Origin of the sequence: Neobacillus niacini (assembly GCF_030817695.1) — a bacterium.
Lineage (GTDB): Bacteria > Bacillota > Bacilli > Bacillales > Cytobacillaceae > Neobacillus > Neobacillus niacini_F.
On record NZ_JAUSZQ010000002.1, the window covers coordinates 2,357,374 to 2,374,638 of the forward strand.

A 17,265-nucleotide genomic window follows, 5' to 3' on the forward strand; every position below is an offset into this window, starting at 1 on the left:
TATTATCATACTCAAATCACCATACAAAGGGAAGGTTAACTACATATAAACCAAAAGGTTAGGAGGAGATTATATGAAATTTCAAAAGAAAAAAACATTTGATGAGCAGTTAGAGCTAATGAACATTCTATCAAAACGATTTTTCTCAAGAGCACATCAGGTTGATATCGAGGGGAGTTTTCCATTTGAAAATATTCAAGATTTAAAAGATACGGGGTATACCTCATTAACTGTTCCAAAGAGGTATGGGGGAAATGAAATTTCTCTATATGAAATGCTCTGTTTCCAAGAAAAAATTGCGGAGGGGGATGGAGCGACGGCCCTATCCATTGGCTGGCATATGGGGATTATCAAAAACCTCGCAGAAAAAAACTCGTGGAATGAAAACATTTTTCAAAAAATATGTGAGGACGTTATTAATGGATATTTAATCAATAGTGCAGCAACAGAGCCGAGAACAGGAAGTCCAACCCGTGGTGGAAGACCGGAAACAACCGCCCATAAAGAAGGAAATCATTGGATTATTACTGGTAGAAAAACGTTTACCACCATGGCACCTGTTTTAGATTATTTCATTGTTAGTGCCACTTTGACAGATAGAAACCAGGTGGGGAACTTCCTTATCCCCCGGTCCACAAAGGGGATTGTAATAGAGGAAACATGGGATAGTATTGCCTTAAGAGGAACAGGAAGTCATGATCTAATCTTGCAAAATGTATCCGTACCTGAAGAATATTTTGTGGAACAGATTGGGATTGAAGGGAAGAAAGCAAGCGGATGGCTTCTACATATTCCAGCTTGTTATCTTGGAATTGCAAAAGCTGCTAAAAAATATGCGATAGAATTTGCGGCAAACTATGCTCCTAATAGTGTCGAGGGTACAATTATTGATCTACCGAACGTTCGACAAAAAATAGGGGAGATGGAATGGAAATTGATGGAATCAGAATATTTCTTACATGCTGTTGCGAAGCAATGGGATGAATCTGAAGAGCAGGGCAGAGGAGCAATGGGTCCCGTCCTAGGAGCTGTAAAATTAACGGTTACAAATAACGCTATCACCGTAGTGGATTTAGCAATGAGATTAGTTGGGGCAAGAAGTTTATCCTTAAAAAATCCTCTGCAGCGGTACTATCGAGACGTAAGGGCGGGACTTCACAACCCGCCGATGGACGATATGACCATTCAACTCTTAGCAAACTACGCCATCAAAGACTTACATAATTCAAAGTGATTTTTTTGATTAAATTGACATCACCTTGAACATTTTAATTATAAGGGGTGAAGACAATGCCAAGAGGTAAAGAGTTAAGTCAGCTTCCTAAGTCTAATACCAAATTAGACTTAGGCACAAATACAAGAGAGGTTCTTAGTAAAGGTTTTGACCAACAAATTAAACCTCAGCCAAAAGACGTAGATAAGGAAAACGAAGACATGATATAGGCAGAATAGGACCTGACAATAAAAATACCCCACCTTTACAAAAGGTGGAGGTATTTTTATTCTTCGATAAGTTCTCCAATTTCAACGATCGTTCGTTCTTCAAGCGGTCCTCTTAGGTGAACGGTTGCGGTTCTTCCATCCTCATTTAACTGATCAATCCATACGGAAGCTCCATTATATTTGACTTCAATATCTGCAGAAGACGATAGTATTTGCTTTACACGATTAACATTCATTCTTTCACTCCTCTTTTCATTTGTCATTTTATTTTTACCTTTATGTGGGATTTAATTCATTTGGATTGTAATCGCTTTCTTATATTATAAATAGTTCTAAAAGGATAACTTGTATTATATTCTGTAAAAGATAAGACTAAAATCATATTGCATGCCCTAAATTTACGGTTTATGATTACTTAGAAAAAGATCCCTAAAAAAATTGAAACTTATTAAGCTTCTCACCGTCTTATATAAAAGAAGTTTAAATCATCCCAAGGCTGAATGAATTAAATTTTAAGCTTTCAGGCGAATTTGACCAAGCGTTCTTCAATATATTTACTGGCTAATTATAGTGAAAATTGACGAAAAAAATTGGGTATTAGTGGTAAGGGTTTTGTTTTTATTTAAATAGAAATGTGATATAGTTAGTGAGGTTCGTTTACCGAAGGTTTTGGTAAGTGAGAGGAGAAATAGAAATGAAAAAGTTTAGACTGCCAAAAATAAAAAATAATGGATCGATTGCTTTCTTTGCAATTGCTGTTTTTTTATTCTGGCTAAAAACATATGCAGCTTATCAAATTGAATTTACCCTTGGAATTGATAATAACCTGCAAAGGTTCCTTTTATTTATTAATCCATTAAGTTCGGCACTATTCTTTTTTGGTTTAGCATTACTTTTTAAAAAGCGTATGAAATTAGTATTGATATTAACGAACTTTATTTTGTCGTTTTTATTGTACGCGAATATCGCTTATTACAGATTCTTTAGCGATTTTATTACGGTTCCAGTATTGATGTCGACGAAAACAAATGCAGGTCAGCTGGGAGATAGTGCCCTTTCATTAATGTCTCCATTTGATTTCCTATACTTCTTGGATTTCTTTATTTTAATTATTCTTGCTGTTACGGTTTTTAAGAAGGCTGCGGTAGAACATAAAAAGTCATTTAAAGTGGTCCTATTGTTTGCAGTCACTGTATTCTTATTTAATCTTGGTTTGGCTGAAAAGGATCGTCCACAGCTTTTAAGCCGTTCATTCGATCGGAATTACTTAGTAAAATATTTAGGTGCCTATAACTTTACCATCTACGATGTAATTCAAAACATTAAATCTTCAGGTCAGCGTGCACTTGCGGACAGCAGTGATATTACGGATGTTGAGAACTACCGGAAAGCAAATTTCTCAAGCCCTAATCCTGAGTATTTCGGTAAAGCCAAAGGAATGAATGTTCTTTATATTGCGATGGAATCACTTCAGACCTTTGCAATCAATTATAAAATGCCAGATGGACAGGAAGTAACTCCTTTCTTAAATTCTTTAGTACGCGAGAATGAAGCATTTTATTTTGAGAACTTCTTCCACCAAACCGGTCAAGGGAAGACATCGGATGCAGAATTTTTGATGGAAAATGGATTATACCCAATGGCTCAAGGTGCTGTATTTGTTAATAAAGCACAAAATACCTATCAGGCTATGCCCGCCATCTTAAAAGGTAATGGTTACTATTCCGCTTCGTTCCATGGGAATTATAAAACGTTCTGGAACCGAAACGTGATGTACAAGGCGTTAGGATATGATCAATTTTTTGATGCTGAATATTACAATATGACTGAGGAAAATACAAAGAATTACGGTTTAAAAGATAAGCCATTTTTTACAGAATCAATGCCATTACTTAAGAGTTTACCACAGCCGTTCTATACAAAGTTTTTAACCCTTTCAAACCATTTTCCGTTTGAAATGGATCCAGAGGATACTGATTTTCCTGCTGGCAATACAGGTGATAAAGTGGTTGACCAGTATTTCCAAGCAGCACACTATATGGATGAAGCCATTGAACAGTTCTTTAATGATCTAAAAGCTTCAGGTTTATACGATAATACCGTTATTGTTATGTACGGTGACCATTACGGTATTTCAGAAAACCACAATGAGGCAATGGCAAAAGTACTTGGTGTTGAGGAAATTACTCCAACTTTAAATGTGGGCTTACAGCGTGTTCCTTTATTTATTCATGTTCCTGGAGTAAAAGGCGGAATTCAACAGCAATATGGAGGTCAGGCAGACGTTCGTTCAACAATCCTTCACTTATTAGGAATTGATACGAAAGACTATATGGAACTTGGATCTGATTTACTATCTCCGGACCACAGGAACTGGGCTTTATTTAGAAATGGTGATTTTGTATCACCTGAAATTGTTCAGGTGAAAGGTAAATGCTACAGTAACGTAACTGGAGAATTAATTGAAGGTACTGAGGCATGCAAGGAAATTGCAGATAAAGCTGCTACAGAGCTTCAAATATCTGATGAAATTGTGTATAAAGACCTTTTACGCTTTTACCAACCGGAGGGATATACTCCTATAAATCCAAACGACTTTGAATATTTAGCTCCAAAAGCAAAAAAAGAGGGTAAGGACACCGAAGGTACGACTGAATCTGAAAGTACTGATAGTACGGAAGCTACAGGTGAAACAGAGATTGAAACAGAAAGTATAAAAACAACCGAAACTGCAAATGAATAATAAATAAATATAAAAATAAAGAGGGGCTTTCATTTCTGATGAGGGCTTCTTTTTTTTATTAATTTGGTTGAATAAATATGTAGCTTAAGGATTATGTTTATAATATAATGAATAGTAAAAAAATGGCATGCGGCATGGAGTGGAGGAGATTGATATGAGGGATGTAAGGTTAATTGACATATTTGAACATCATATAGCACAAAAATACTTGAATCGATCTGGAATTGCCCACGCAATTGCTGTTGCCTATCATGCCTTTCATTTAGCAAAGGAACATCATTTGGATGTCGATACAGCTGCAAAGGCGGGGCTTTTACATGATATGGGGCATTACACGTGGTATAAAAATGGAAAATGGGATTATGATCTATATAAACAAAATGACATACACCCGATAAAAGGGGCAGAGAGAGCACACAAATTATTAATTCGTCTTGGTGAAAATCCAGTAAAAGCAAAGACTATTGCTCTAGCCATACTGTTTCATACCGATTCATTTTTGCCATCAAACGATATTGTACGTACACCACTGCAGCAAATTGTAAAATGGGCAGATGAGAAAGACGAAGAAGAGGGTGGAATGCACCATTATCGCAGCATTGACTACGATCGTGCAAAACAAAGCATTATCCGTTTAGATGAGTCGATTGATTCTGAAATTGAAAATATGAGTTAGCTTAGAGTAAATCAAACAAGCTGTGCTTTTAGCACAGCTTGAAATAAAATATGTACCTAAACTCGACGGAATCCTTCCTCTTGTAAAAACTCTTCTGCTTCACCATAGGTATCGAAGCTTTCTTCAAGGTTTAACCCAAAGTAAATATTCCAAGTATCGTTCTCATTGATTACGATTAGGTGATTTTTTTCCTCATCAACCCAGCGTTCTTCAACCTGATTCCCAATAATCGCCTCTTCTGTAAGTGACCTTTCTACCGGTAGTAAGGATTCGATCGACTCCTTAATCAATTTCCTTAATTCTTCCGCAGAAAAGTCACGGATATTAACCATTCCTTTGTCATCTGTTTGATAAGAATCTAGGTTTCCTGCATAAACAAATCCATTTCCATTTGGATGAAGATGATAGACCACATTTTTCTTATCAGATGCGCTGTTTGGCAGCTGGAAATTAACACGTTTGAGTGAGACGTCTTTTCGCTCTAATTCAGGGAATGCTTCAATGATTGCTAATTTTTCGTTAAAAGTAAGCATAGGTGCCTCCAATTTTTTCGTAATGTTACTATCATACAGATAGTTTAACTGAAGATACAACAATTTATTTTAAAAATGATTAAGCTCTATTTTTTTAATAAAAAACAATTGAATGGGCATTAAAGTCATGTTAACATTATGGTAAATAAATAAAAATGATTTTTGGAGGAGTCTGTCACCAAGGGATAACTGTGTCCCTAAGTGATAGGCTCTTTTTGCATTTCCTAAAAAGTTGAGATGGAAACCAAATCAAAAGAATAGAAAGGTGGAATGATATTATTGAGCATTATTTGAAATCTTAAAGTTAGCTGTCAAATAAATGGGTATCTATCTCAGAAATAAGGAGGTTTTGTTTTGTCTGTTCTTCACTTGGCGATTACAGCACCATTTATCCTATCAATTTTTATTCCTGTATTTTACAGAATATTACGCCGAATTCATACAGGATGGTTTGTGCTGCCTTTACCTATTTTATTGTTCGTTTATTTTCTCGCTTTCTTACCGGAATCCATGAGTGGGAAATCATTCATTGAAGTGATTAACTGGATTCCGTCTTTAGGGATTAATTTTACCGCAAAAGTCGATGGACTTGGCCTCTTATTTGCCCTGCTAATAACTGGGATTGGGGCATTGGTTGTTCTTTATTCTATCTATTATCTAGCAAAGAATAAAGAAAAGCTCAACCACTTTTATGTATATTTACTGCTCTTCATGGGTGCCATGCTTGGAGTTGTCTTATCGGATAACTTAATTGTGATGTATGGATTTTGGGAGCTAACAAGCTTTTCATCTTTTCTTTTAATTGGTTACTGGTACGAACGAGATAAATCTCGTTATGGTGCACAAAAATCAATGCTCATTACGGTACTTGGCGGACTCGCCATGCTAGGAGGAATCATCCTTCTTTACATCATGACTGGAACCTTTAGTTTCACAGAAATTCTGTCTCAAGCCAATCAAGTTTTTGATCATGCATTATTTGTGCCTGCATTACTCTGTATTTTACTTGGGGCATTTACAAAATCTGCTCAATTTCCATTCTATATCTGGCTTCCGGATGCTATGGAAGCTCCTACTCCAGTGAGTGCTTATTTACACTCTGCGACAATGGTCAAGGCAGGGATTTATTTAGTAGCACGTTTTACTCCGGTGTTTGGAGAACATTTTCTTTGGTTCTGGCTAGTAACGTGTGTTGGGATCCTTACCTTGATATGGGGTTCTGTATTTGCGGTAAAACAGACCGATTTAAAAGCGATTTTAGCTTTCTCTACCGTCAGCCAATTAGGTCTTATCATGTCATTGCTTGGTGCTGGAGCAGGAGCTATACATTATGAATTTTTGGATGAAAACATCTATACGGTCGCTGTAACAGCGGCTATTTTCCACTTAATCAACCATGCAACCTTTAAAGGAAGCTTGTTCATGGTCGCAGGAATCATCGATCATGAAACAGGAACAAGGGATATTCGTAAATTGGGCGGTTTAATGCATGTTATGCCGATTACGTTTACTATTTCTATTATCGGTGCATTCTCAATGGCGGGCCTTCCACCATTTAATGGGTTCTTAAGTAAAGAGATGTTTTTTACAGCGATGGTTCATGTAACCGAAATGGATTTATTTAATCTTGAAACATGGGGGATTTTATTCCCGGTGCTTGCTTGGATTGCCAGCATCTTTACTTTTGTTTATAGCATGATTCTTGTTTTTAAAACTTTTACTGGTAAGTATCAGCTGGACAAACTAGATAAAAAACCACATGAAGCTCCAATGGGGTTACTGATTTCACCAGTTATATTAGTTTCTCTTGTGATTATTTTCGGTTTTTTCCCAAACCTTTTATCTGATAGTCTCATCTCACCAGCTATGGCTTCGATTCTTCCAAGTCTAATAGGGGCGGGGGAAGAATTTAAGGTTCATATTTACTTCTGGCATGGTCCTACCATTGAACTGTTTATGACACTTGGGGTTATTATAGTAGGAAGCCTTCTTTATAAAACGCATTCTAGATGGGGGAAAATCTATAAAGGTCTTCCGGAGAAGCTTGCTCTTAATCGTGTTTATGACTTCATAATAAAAGGGATACAATCAGTCTCCTATAAGGTAACCAATACTTATATGAATGGATCGATTAGGTCATATCTCGTATATATATTTGCATTCTTAATTATTATTCTTGCAGCCACCCTTTTTGGAAAGAATGCCTTTACGATTGATACAAGCAATGTATCCTCGATAGGAGTATACGAAGTCGCCCTAGCCATTCTTGTTGTGTTGGGATCAATATGTATTCTATTTGCTAAATCAAGAATGACTTCTATCATTCTGCTCGGTGCTGTTGGCTATACGGTTTCTTTATTCTATGTTCTCTTTAGAGCACCGGATTTAGCCCTAACTCAGCTTGTTATTGAAACGATTTCGGTCGCGTTATTCTTGGTGTGCTTCTATCATTTACCTAAATTGAAAAGGTTTGAGACAAGAATGAGATTTAGACTTACGAATGCGCTTATCTCCGTTGGGGTAGGTGCAGTGGTAACCTTAATCGCACTTTCAGCTCACAGTAATAAATTATTTGACTCAATATCACAGTACTATGTGGAGAATACGTATACAGAGGCTGCCGGCAAGAATATGGTAAACGTCATTCTAGTAGATTTCCGAGGCTTTGATACACTCTTTGAAATTACGGTATTGGCAATTGCTTCGTTAGGAATCTTTGGCATGATCAAATTAAGATTGAACAGGAGGAAAGAAGGATGAGAAAAACAAACAATCTCATACTTGAAACAGCGATAAAAGTTCTTCTTTTCTTTATTGTCCTGTACTCAGTCTATATTTTTACAGCAGGACATTATTACCCCGGTGGTGGATTTATTGGAGGACTCATGACAGCTGGGGCGATTGTACTCTTATTAATTACGTATGATATTAAAACTGTTGAGGAATTACTGCCAGTAAACTATCGGATTCTCACGGCGATCGGGCTGCTATTTGCCATTGGAACAAGTGCGGGATCTCTTTTATTTAATGTTCCGTTTTTAACTCATGCATTTGGTGATGTTAACTTACCGCTTCTTGGTGAATTATCTCTTCATACTGCAACGCTTTTTGATCTAGGCGTGTACTTTGTTGTTGTCGGAGTGACGATGACCATTATTCAAACGATAGGGGAGGATGAATAATGGAAATCTTAATGGCATTTGTAATTGGAATTTTGTTTATGACCGCCACCTATCTAATGCTTTCAAAAAGTCTATTACGTATTATCGTCGGTACAGGACTATTAAGCCATGGTGCTCATCTCCTTATTCTTACGATGGGTGGTTTGAAACGAGGAGCTGCTCCTATTTTAGGGGGAAATGCGGAGAACTATACAGACCCTCTTCCTCAGGCGTTGATTTTAACGGCGATTGTAATCAGCTTTGGAGTGACAGCATTTTTCTTAGTATTGGCTTATCGAACCTATCAAGAGCTGGGGACTGATAATGTAGAAGAAATGAGGGGAACCGAGAAAGATGACTAACTTAATCATTTTACCTATATTGATCCCCTTATTTACTGGGGTAATATTAATTTTTCTGAATAAAAGAATCACAGCTCAGAGAGTTGTTGCAGCGGTCTCTTCAATAATTACAATGATTGCTGCTGGATTTATTGTACAAAAGGTACGCACAGATGGAATCCAATCCCTTAATGTCAGCAGCTGGGAAGCTCCATTTGGGATTACTTTAGTATCTGACATGTTTTCTGCACTTTTAGTATTAACAACAAGCATTATTGCGTTTGTTTGTTTAATTTACTCCTTTAAGTCAATCGGAGAAGAACGTGAAAAATATTATTACTATGCTGTGTTTAACTTTTTATTAGTAGGGGTGAACGGAGCTTTTACAACAGGAGATATTTTTAACCTTTTTGTATTCTTTGAGGTAATGCTTATGTCTTCCTATGTTTTACTAGTACTTGGGGGAACTAAGATACAACTGAGAGAATCGATTAAATATTTACTAGTCAATGTCATATCATCAGCATTATTTGTTATTGCTGTTGCCTATTTATATTCCGTAGTCGGCACGTTAAATATGGCTCATATTTCTAGTCGAATCAATGAAATTAGTGCAAATGGGATGCCAGGGATATTAACAGTGATTGCTGTCCTGTTTTTAATCGTTTTTGGTTTAAAAGGAGCCATTTTCCCTCTCTACTTTTGGATGCCGGGATCCTATTTCGCACCACCTGCCCCTGTATTAGCACTTTTCGGCGCTTTATTGACAAAAGTAGGAGTTTACTCGATTACGAGAACCTATACACTTTTCTTTTATCATGATATAGATGCTTTTGGTATTCTCTCCATTCTAGCGATTTTATCAATTGTTTTCGGTGTTATTGGAGCAATTGCTTACTGGGATATTAAGAACATTATTATTTATAATATCATCATCGCTGTAGGTGTGATTCTTTTTGGGGTTTCTGTCTTGAACACCGCTTCGATATCAGGTGCTGTTTACTATTTGATTCACGATATGATAATTAAAGCAGCGTTATTTCTGCTAATAGGAATTGTCATTTCGATTACGGGAACTAGTAATTTAAGAAATATGAGCGGGCTAATTACACGATATCCAGGTCTTGGCTGGACTTTCTTTATCGCTGCACTAGCTCTCGCAGGAATCCCGCCATTGAGTGGTTTTGTTGGAAAGCTCCTTATTGTGCAAGGAGGATTTGAGGGAGACAGCTTTATTGGTGGTTTCATTACATTGATGTCCAGTTTACTCGTTCTATTTTCGGTTATGAAAATTTTTATTAACGGTTTTTGGGGAAAGGACCGTACTTATCGTGGAGAGGAAAAAGCACCTGTAAAACAATTGCTTATTGCTCCTGTTATCTTAGTAGTGATTTCTGCTCTTTACGGAATTGGTTCTGAATCCATATTACCGTATATTTCTCAGGCAGCACATACCTTATTAGATCCCAATATATATATTGATGCTGTCTTAAAGGAGTGAATAAGTTTTGGCATTTCAAATTTTATTGAATGTGGTGTTAGCCTTTTTATGGATGTTTATTAAGGTTTCCTACGATCCCATTAGTTTTATAAAAGGCTATATTTTTGGACTCCTTGTCATATTTGTACTAAGACGTTACTTCCATAGCCGTTTTTATGTATTTCGATTATGGTCTTTTATTAAACTGATCATTATTTTTATAAAGGAACTAATATTGTCCAATATTGCCATTGTAAAAGTTGTTCTAAAACCTAAATTAGATATGAGGCCAGCTATTTTTGCAATGGACACGGAATTAACTAAGGATTGGCAAATTACGCTTCTCTCAAGTTTAATAACATTAACCCCAGGTACATTAGTCATTGATGTTTCAGAGGATAATAAAACCCTTTTTATTCATGCGATGAATATTGGGGAAGTAGAAGATGAGATTAACAGTATTAAGAATTCCTTTGAAAAGGCTATTTTGGAGGTGAGCAGGTAATGATTGACATTATTATTCGATTAGCTTTGTTATTCTGCTCCATTTCGATGCTTGGATTAATTTATCGGGTAATAAAAGGTCCCAGTACAGCAGACCGAGTGATTGCATTAGATGCAATTGGTGTGAATCTGGTAGCCATTACGGCATTGATATCAATCGTTTTAAACTCTCATGCTTTCCTTGAGATTATACTTTTAATTGGTATTCTCGCCTTTATTGGAACAGTGGCGTTTGCTAAGTATTTGGAAAAGGGGGTTATTATCGAACGTGAGCGTAATCATTGATTTTTTCATAGGATTCTTTATCTTAGCGGGAGCCCTGTTTTGCCTCATTGCTACTATTGGAGTGATTAGGCTCCCTGATGTTTATACGAGAAACCATGCTGCCTCAAAAGCTGCTACATTAGGGGTAATGTCGATTCTATTGGGAACATTTCTATACTTTTATGCTCTTGAAGGTCATTTTAATTCAAGGCTTATCTTAGGCATTATTTTTCTATTTATGACTTCCCCCGTTTCTGGCCATTTAATTAACAGGGCAGCCTATAATTCAGGAGTAAAACTTTGGGATAAAAGCGTAAGAGACGACTTAAAAGAATATAATAAAAAGATTAGGGAGAATCATCTTTAGATTAATATCGAAAAAAGTGTTCCAATTATTGCTTGGAACACTTTTTCCTTATTAGTAGGACCCTATAATGCGAACATATTCCCTAGGCTTAAATGACTCAAATGATTTCCAGTTATCATTAGAAATCTCAGTGTTTACATTTGTATTCAGTGGAGTAATTTCATTATTCATAGGAACCGGGTTGTGATTTTTTATATAAGAGTCCATCTTATATACATTAAATTCCCGGTGGTTTTGTTGCTGCTGGTGGAAAAAAGCGGCCGAAAGTAGGAGTATAAATATAGATAAACTTACCACAATTTTTATTTTCAATTTGTAGATACACCTCCCATTTAAAATCTAGTTTGTACAAAAATAAGTCGTTTTAAAATACTCCCTTTAGATCTCACCTATTAAATGGTTTGTTAAAGGGGTAATTTTTGGGAGGACTAGTATTTTTTATCTACCTTTTTATCTACCCCCATAATTGTCCTTTTTGGTACGTATATTTTAGTAAATAAACAATGGAGGTTAGATATGGGAACATCAATGATTGATATCGATAAGTTACTAGAGTCTACAGAAAATCTAACATCTGAGAAAGTTACAAAAAAATTAAAAAAAATAGAAATTGATAAATTATTAGCTCAAACGGAAAATTGGTCCAGATAAATAGCACCATAATTGATGAAAGCTCTCGAAAAATCGAGGGCTTTTTACTATATTCTGATGAAAAATTCTCATTTAGGAGAATGATGAAATTTGTCGCTTTAAAGCGGAAAAATAATTTTATGTAATTCTATTGCTTTTAGTGTGAAAAAATACTAGAATAACTTTTATAATATAATAAATTTTTAGAAAAATTAAAAGGCAAACTGGGGGTTGTAATAATGAAAAAAGGTGTAAAAGTATTGTCCTTCGCCTTAGCAGGGATGATGTTGCTTGCTGGATGCGGCGGTAAGGAATCAACGGGAGGAACGGAAAAAGATGGGGAAAAGGTATTTAAAATTGGTATTAGCCAATTTGCAGCCCACCCATCACTGGACGCAGCAACGGAAGGTTTTAAAAAGGCTTTAGAAGAAAAAGGTATTAAAGTAGAATATGACGAACAAAATGCACAAGCGGACATGAATAATGTTCAAACAATCGCTGATAATTTCGTTGGAGATAAAGTAGATTTAATTTTTGCCAATGCTACACCAAGTGCAACAAGTGCACTGAATGCTACAAAAGAAATTCCAATTATTTTTACTTCTGTTACAGACCCAGTGGGTGCTGGATTAGTGAAAGCATTCGACCAGCCTGGTGAAAATATAACGGGTACAACGGACAATCATCCGGAAGGAACAGCTAAAACCATTAACTTTATTACCGAAGAGGTAAAAGCGAAGGAAATTGGCGTTATTTATAATTCTGGTGAACAAAACTCTGTTGTTCAAGTGGAAGAAGTGAAAAAGTTAGCAGAAGCAAAGGGTGCTAAGCTTGTTGAAGTATCTGTCTCAACCTCTGCTGAAGTGAAACAGGCTGCTGAATCCTTAGTTGGCCGTGTAAATGCCATCTATATCCCTACAGATAATACGGTAGTATCTGCTCTTGAGTCTGTTATTTCGGTTGCGAACAGCAAAAAGATTCCATTATTCGTCGGCGAGCTGGATTCAATGAAAAAAGGTGCAGTCGCAGCGAGTGGCTTCGAATACTTTGATCTTGGCTATCAATCTGGTTTAATGGCTGCTGAAATTTTAAGCGGAAATAAAAAGGCTTCTGAAATTCCCGTTGAATTGCCAAACAGCTTAGCACTAATTATTAACAAGCAGGCTGCCGAAGCACAGGGGCTTGAAGTAAAGGATGAATGGAAAGAACTTGGTGAGTTTTACGAAGGCGAATAATACTCATAGGGTATTGCAAGGAGTCAGCCCCCAAAATGGCTGACTCCTTCATAACTGTATAGGAACTAATTAATGAAGAGCATAGTCTTAGAGAAAGGATGATCTCAATGTTTACAGCCATATTTGGATCATTTGAAGCAGGTATCATCTACGCGATTATGGCACTGGGCGTCTATCTTTCCTTTCGTATTCTGGATTTTCCGGATTTAACGGTAGATGGGAGTTTTGTTACAGGTGCAGCACTATCAGCAGTGCTAATTGTTAATGGGGTTAACCCGTTTTTAGCCACAATACTGGCATTATTTGCAGGATTTGCAGCAGGATGTATGACCGGGCTGCTGCATACTTTTGGGAAAATTAATAATTTGCTTTCTGGTATTTTAATGATGATTGCACTTTATTCTATTAATCTTAGAATCATGGGAAGATCAAATATCCCGCTATTAAATACGGAAACTTCTTTTACGCAAATCGGTACATTTTTCGATAGTCTGGGAATAGATTCGTTCTTGAATAGCCTTTTAACGATGGTTGGTCTAGGAGACAGTCTTCCTGGTACATGGGGAATTTTATTTTTTATGATTATTGTCACCTTTGTAATCAAATGGCTTACAGATTCATTTTTGCAAACGGAAATTGGTCTTGCTCTAAGAGCAACTGGTAACAATAAACAGATGATTCGCAGTTTCTCTGCCAATACAAATCTCCTTACCATCCTGGGTCTTGGGTTATCCAATGCACTGGTTGCCTTTTCGGGCGCCTTAATCGCACAGCAAGGCGGTTTTGCCGATGTTGGCATGGGTATCGGGATGATTGTTATTGGGTTAGCTTCTGTTATTATCGGTGAAGCCTTGTTTGGCACCAAATCAATTGCTAGAGCGACTCTTGCGGTTATCGGAGGAGCGATCATCTACCGTATTGTTGTTACACTTGCATTAAGGGTAGAATTCCTTGATCCGGGTGATATGAAGGTAATCACAGCACTTATTGTTATCATCGCCTTAACTGCACCAAAATTAATTGAACACTCTAAAGAGAAAAAGCGTAAAGCCAAGAGAAGACTAGAAAAGCTGAAAACGATACAGGCATCGGCTCAAGGGAAAGGGTGAGAATCATGCTGCACTTAAATCAGATTCATAAGATCTTTAATGAAGGAACTCCTGATGAAAAAATTGCGATTGACCACGTGAATCTAAGCTTGAATCCAGGTGATTTCGTCACAGTAATAGGCAGTAATGGAGCAGGGAAGTCAACATTAATGAATATCATTTCCGGTGTATTAATTCCAGATGTTGGTGAAATCCATATTGATGGTAAGAATGTCACAACGATGTCAGAATATAAACGGTCAAAAATGATAGGACGGGTTTTCCAAGACCCTATGGCGGGTACGGCGCCTAGCATGACAATTGAAGAAAATTTGGCGATGGCTTACTCACGTAATAAAACCAGAACCTTTAGAAGGGGTGTTACGAAAAAAAGACGTGATTATTTTCGGGAGGTGCTTGAATCTTTGCACCTAGGTTTAGAAAATCGGTTAAGTGCAAAGGTAGGATTGTTATCTGGAGGGGAACGGCAGGCACTTTCACTGTTAATGGCAACATTTACAGAACCTGCTATACTATTGCTAGATGAACATACAGCTGCGCTTGACCCATCGAGGGCTGAATTAATTACCAATCTTACACGTGAAATTGTTGCAAAATACCAGCTTACAACCTTAATGGTCACGCACAATATGCAGCAAGCCATTGATCTTGGTAATCGTCTAATTATGATGGATAAAGGTCAAATCATATTAGAAGTCGATGCAAAGAACAAAAAAGATCTAACCATAGAAGGATTATTAGAGGAATTTAAGCGAATTCGCGGAGTACAAATGGCCAGCGACCGTGCCGTTCTATCCTAAATATCAGTAACAATCAGAAACAGTCATCGATGGCTGTTTCTTTTTTCTTTACCAGCCAAAAGCGGTATTGCTTTAACGCCTGCTCTTGAGAGGACAGGGCTGTATCAATTAATATATATTCTGAATATTATTAATTAAATGATAATGGGAGGAATATAAATGAAAGAAAAACGAATAAAAGCCGAAGAACTAGTTAACGATTTTTTTCCTGTTAGAGATGTCGACTATATCGAAATTTACACAAATAATGCCAAACAGGCATGCCATTTTTTCTGTACAGCATTTGGGTTTAAACCAGTAGCTTACTCCGGTCTTGAAACGGGAAATCGTGAAACCGTTTCCTATGTGCTCCAACAAAGAAATATTCGTCTTGTTCTTACTGGCTCATACAAAGAAGATACAAGAGTTGTTCAGTTTGTAAAAAAACATGGTGACGGTGTTAAGGATGTTGCTCTATTAGTTGATGATGTTGATAAAGCATATAGTGCAGCTGTAGAGCGTGGCGGCATTGCACTCGTACCGCCATTTGAACTGAAGGATGAAAAGGGGACCATTAAAAAAGCCGTTCTCGGTACATATGGAGATACCATCCATACGTTAGTAGAACGCAAGAATTATCAGGGTGTTTTCATGCCAGGATTTGATCCTTATTCCGTTTATCTGCCAATCGAAGATGCTGGCTTGATTGGCATTGACCATGTTGTGGGTAATGTTGAGCATATGGAAGAATGGGTCGAATATTATTCTAAAGTAATGGGATTTGTGGAGATGAAACACTTCACAGATAAAGATATTACCACCGAGTATTCTGCATTAATGTCGAAAGTTATGCATAATGGCGGCAGAATCAAGTTCCCAATTAACGAGCCAGCCGAAGGAAAAAGAAAATCTCAAATCCAGGAATACTTGGAATTCTATAATGGCCCCGGTGTACAGCACTTGGCTATATTAACCGAGGATATTGTTTCAACTGTAGCCATCTTGAAAAAGAATGGGGTTGAGTTTCTAAATACACCAAGTACGTATTATGAAGATTTAGGACAGCGTATCGGAAAAATTGACGAAGAAATTGAGAAGCTCCGTGAATTAAATATTTTAGTAGACCGTGATGATGAGGGTTACCTGCTGCAAATCTTCACCAAGCCGATCGTTGATAGACCTACATTATTCGTCGAGATTATTCAGCGTAAGGGTGCGCGAGGATTTGGTGAAGGGAACTTCAAGGCATTATTTGAATCGATCGAAAGAGAACAGGCTCGAAGAGGAAACCTATAAGAGGGAAAGAGACCATGGACGGAAGGAAAAGGGAGAAGTTTCTCCCTTTTTTCAAGAGTTTAAAGGATAGAGGTGTAGAGGAATGGAAGTGTCACCAGACACACTTGAATGGAGAGACGCCTATAAGCTGCTAATTGGCTCCATTTTGCCGCGTCCGATCGCTTTTGTGTCATCTATTGATGAAAATGGTATTGCCAATGCTGCTCCCTTTAGCTTCTTTACAGCCATATGTGCGGACCCCATGCTTATCTGTTTTTCACCAATGAGAAGAGGAAGCGATGGTGCAAAAAAAGATACACTTGTAAATATCGAAAATACAAAACAATTTGTGGTTAATATCGTCAGTGAAAGCTTAGCTGCGCAGATGAATGATTGTGCGGTCGAATTTGCACCTGAGATCGATGAGCTAGAGGAAGCAGGTTTAACAAAAGAACCTAGTCTTAGAGTGAAGGTCCCGCGCATAAAGGAATCACTTGTTCATTTGGAGTGCGAGCTCTATCAGGTGTTGGATTTTGGTGACAAACCTGGCGCAGGAAGTCTAGTAATAGGCAAGGTTTTGAATATTCATGTTGAAGATGGATTATTTCAGAATGGGAGAATCGATACAGCAAAACTGCAGCCTATTGGCAGAATGGCAGGGAATACTTATACCAATCCATTAGGGAAAACGTTCGATATTCTAAGGAAATAGGACTAGGTGACTA

Annotated in this window: 19 protein-coding genes; 17 read left to right on the top strand and 2 right to left on the bottom strand. The window is 37.2% G+C overall.

Going from position 1 to position 17,265, the window contains the following annotated elements:
* Positions 1-73: 73 nt before the first annotated feature.
* Positions 74-1,234, top strand: a complete 1,161-nt coding sequence (locus QFZ28_RS12245; protein WP_307194881.1) for an acyl-CoA dehydrogenase family protein — start codon at positions 74-76, stop codon at positions 1,232-1,234.
* Positions 1,235-1,290: 56 nt separating this feature from the next.
* Complete coding sequence (locus tag QFZ28_RS12250) at positions 1,291-1,443, top strand: hypothetical protein (RefSeq protein ID WP_307194882.1); 153 nt, start codon at positions 1,291-1,293, stop codon at positions 1,441-1,443.
* Between the two features lie 56 nt (positions 1,444-1,499).
* Here QFZ28_RS12250 and QFZ28_RS12255 read toward each other — a convergent pair whose 3' ends face one another.
* Positions 1,500-1,679 carry an H-type small acid-soluble spore protein gene (locus tag QFZ28_RS12255; RefSeq protein ID WP_307194883.1) on the bottom strand — a complete coding sequence of 60 codons (180 nt, stop codon included), beginning with the start codon at positions 1,677-1,679 and terminating at the stop codon, positions 1,500-1,502.
* A 458-nt stretch (positions 1,680-2,137) separates the two neighbouring features.
* Here QFZ28_RS12255 and QFZ28_RS12260 point away from each other — a divergent pair, with 458 nt between their 5' ends.
* Positions 2,138-4,186, top strand: coding sequence for an LTA synthase family protein (locus tag QFZ28_RS12260; RefSeq protein WP_373428063.1), 2,049 nt, complete (start codon positions 2,138-2,140; stop codon positions 4,184-4,186).
* A gap of 154 nt (positions 4,187-4,340) precedes the next feature.
* Positions 4,341-4,862: an HD domain-containing protein gene (locus QFZ28_RS12265; protein ID WP_307194884.1), complete on the top strand. Its 522-nt coding sequence runs from the start codon at positions 4,341-4,343 to the stop codon at positions 4,860-4,862.
* Between the two features lie 56 nt (positions 4,863-4,918).
* Here QFZ28_RS12265 and QFZ28_RS12270 read toward each other — a convergent pair whose 3' ends face one another.
* Positions 4,919-5,395 carry a hypothetical protein gene (locus QFZ28_RS12270; protein WP_307194885.1) on the bottom strand — a complete coding sequence of 159 codons (477 nt, stop codon included), beginning with the start codon at positions 5,393-5,395 and terminating at the stop codon, positions 4,919-4,921.
* A gap of 354 nt (positions 5,396-5,749) precedes the next feature.
* Between QFZ28_RS12270 and QFZ28_RS12275 the strand changes: the two genes are divergently transcribed.
* The 13 genes from QFZ28_RS12275 to QFZ28_RS12335 all read left to right on the top strand — a co-directional run bounded on the left by QFZ28_RS12275 (position 5,750) and on the right by QFZ28_RS12335 (position 17,252).
* Positions 5,750-8,155, top strand: a complete 2,406-nt coding sequence (locus QFZ28_RS12275) for a Na+/H+ antiporter subunit A (protein WP_307194886.1) — start codon at positions 5,750-5,752, stop codon at positions 8,153-8,155.
* Positions 8,152-8,577, top strand: a complete 426-nt coding sequence (locus tag QFZ28_RS12280; protein WP_307194887.1) for a Na(+)/H(+) antiporter subunit B — start codon at positions 8,152-8,154, stop codon at positions 8,575-8,577. The genes QFZ28_RS12275 and QFZ28_RS12280 overlap by 4 nt, the downstream gene beginning before the upstream one ends.
* Entirely contained in the window at positions 8,577-8,918 is a 342-nt protein-coding gene (locus QFZ28_RS12285) for a Na(+)/H(+) antiporter subunit C (RefSeq protein WP_179596048.1), read from the top strand. The genes QFZ28_RS12280 and QFZ28_RS12285 overlap by 1 nt, the downstream gene beginning before the upstream one ends.
* Positions 8,911-10,398, top strand: coding sequence for a Na+/H+ antiporter subunit D (locus QFZ28_RS12290; protein WP_307194888.1), 1,488 nt, complete (start codon positions 8,911-8,913; stop codon positions 10,396-10,398). Before QFZ28_RS12285 ends, QFZ28_RS12290 begins: the two co-directional genes overlap by 8 nt.
* Before the next feature lie 7 nt (positions 10,399-10,405).
* Positions 10,406-10,882, top strand: a complete 477-nt coding sequence (locus QFZ28_RS12295) for a Na+/H+ antiporter subunit E (RefSeq protein WP_307194889.1) — start codon at positions 10,406-10,408, stop codon at positions 10,880-10,882.
* The gene (locus QFZ28_RS12300; protein WP_307194890.1) at positions 10,882-11,166 is read left to right on the top strand and encodes a Na(+)/H(+) antiporter subunit F1; all 285 of its coding nucleotides are present in this window, start codon (positions 10,882-10,884) and stop codon (positions 11,164-11,166) included. Before QFZ28_RS12295 ends, QFZ28_RS12300 begins: the two co-directional genes overlap by 1 nt.
* Positions 11,150-11,512, top strand: a complete 363-nt coding sequence (mnhG, locus tag QFZ28_RS12305) for a monovalent cation/H(+) antiporter subunit G (protein ID WP_307194891.1) — start codon at positions 11,150-11,152, stop codon at positions 11,510-11,512. The genes QFZ28_RS12300 and mnhG overlap by 17 nt, the downstream gene beginning before the upstream one ends.
* 516 nt (positions 11,513-12,028) lie before the next feature.
* A complete protein-coding gene (locus tag QFZ28_RS12310; RefSeq protein ID WP_307194892.1) occupies positions 12,029-12,163 on the top strand; it encodes a hypothetical protein in 135 nt (44 codons plus the stop codon).
* Positions 12,164-12,381: 218 nt separating this feature from the next.
* On the top strand, positions 12,382-13,377 hold the full coding sequence (locus tag QFZ28_RS12315) for an ABC transporter substrate-binding protein (RefSeq protein ID WP_307194893.1): 996 nt from the start codon (positions 12,382-12,384) through the stop codon (positions 13,375-13,377).
* 107 nt (positions 13,378-13,484) lie between these two features.
* Positions 13,485-14,486, top strand: a complete 1,002-nt coding sequence (locus QFZ28_RS12320) for an ABC transporter permease (protein WP_307194894.1) — start codon at positions 13,485-13,487, stop codon at positions 14,484-14,486.
* A 5-nt stretch (positions 14,487-14,491) separates the two neighbouring features.
* The gene (locus QFZ28_RS12325; RefSeq protein ID WP_307194895.1) at positions 14,492-15,286 is read left to right on the top strand and encodes an ABC transporter ATP-binding protein; all 795 of its coding nucleotides are present in this window, start codon (positions 14,492-14,494) and stop codon (positions 15,284-15,286) included.
* A 159-nt stretch (positions 15,287-15,445) separates the two neighbouring features.
* On the top strand, positions 15,446-16,561 hold the full coding sequence (gene hppD / locus QFZ28_RS12330) for a 4-hydroxyphenylpyruvate dioxygenase (protein WP_307194896.1): 1,116 nt from the start codon (positions 15,446-15,448) through the stop codon (positions 16,559-16,561).
* 82 nt (positions 16,562-16,643) lie between these two features.
* Positions 16,644-17,252, top strand: a complete 609-nt coding sequence (locus tag QFZ28_RS12335) for a flavin reductase family protein (protein ID WP_307194897.1) — start codon at positions 16,644-16,646, stop codon at positions 17,250-17,252.
* The last annotated feature ends 13 nt before the right edge of the window (positions 17,253-17,265 follow it).

Bases quoted from the DNA above. Each gene is read 5' to 3' on its own strand.
- QFZ28_RS12265 (WP_307194884.1), top strand. From the start codon at position 4,341: ATGAGGGATGTAAGGTTAATTGACATATTTGAACATCATATAGCACAA.
- QFZ28_RS12250 (WP_307194882.1), top strand. From the start codon at position 1,291: ATGCCAAGAGGTAAAGAGTTAAGTCAGCTTCCTAAGTCTAATACCAAA.
- QFZ28_RS12270 (WP_307194885.1), bottom strand. From the start codon at position 5,395: ATGCTTACTTTTAACGAAAAATTAGCAATCATTGAAGCATTCCCTGAA.
- QFZ28_RS12300 (WP_307194890.1), top strand. From the start codon at position 10,882: ATGATTGACATTATTATTCGATTAGCTTTGTTATTCTGCTCCATTTCG.
- QFZ28_RS12335 (WP_307194897.1), top strand. From the start codon at position 16,644: ATGGAAGTGTCACCAGACACACTTGAATGGAGAGACGCCTATAAGCTG.
- QFZ28_RS12325 (WP_307194895.1), top strand. From the start codon at position 14,492: ATGCTGCACTTAAATCAGATTCATAAGATCTTTAATGAAGGAACTCCT.
- QFZ28_RS12245 (WP_307194881.1), top strand. From the start codon at position 74: ATGAAATTTCAAAAGAAAAAAACATTTGATGAGCAGTTAGAGCTAATG.
- hppD (WP_307194896.1), top strand. From the start codon at position 15,446: ATGAAAGAAAAACGAATAAAAGCCGAAGAACTAGTTAACGATTTTTTT.
- QFZ28_RS12260 (WP_373428063.1), top strand. From the start codon at position 2,138: ATGAAAAAGTTTAGACTGCCAAAAATAAAAAATAATGGATCGATTGCT.
- QFZ28_RS12290 (WP_307194888.1), top strand. From the start codon at position 8,911: ATGACTAACTTAATCATTTTACCTATATTGATCCCCTTATTTACTGGG.
- QFZ28_RS12315 (WP_307194893.1), top strand. From the start codon at position 12,382: ATGAAAAAAGGTGTAAAAGTATTGTCCTTCGCCTTAGCAGGGATGATG.
- QFZ28_RS12280 (WP_307194887.1), top strand. From the start codon at position 8,152: ATGAGAAAAACAAACAATCTCATACTTGAAACAGCGATAAAAGTTCTT.
- QFZ28_RS12310 (WP_307194892.1), top strand. From the start codon at position 12,029: ATGGGAACATCAATGATTGATATCGATAAGTTACTAGAGTCTACAGAA.
- QFZ28_RS12320 (WP_307194894.1), top strand. From the start codon at position 13,485: ATGTTTACAGCCATATTTGGATCATTTGAAGCAGGTATCATCTACGCG.
- QFZ28_RS12285 (WP_179596048.1), top strand. From the start codon at position 8,577: ATGGAAATCTTAATGGCATTTGTAATTGGAATTTTGTTTATGACCGCC.
- QFZ28_RS12255 (WP_307194883.1), bottom strand. From the start codon at position 1,679: ATGAATGTTAATCGTGTAAAGCAAATACTATCGTCTTCTGCAGATATT.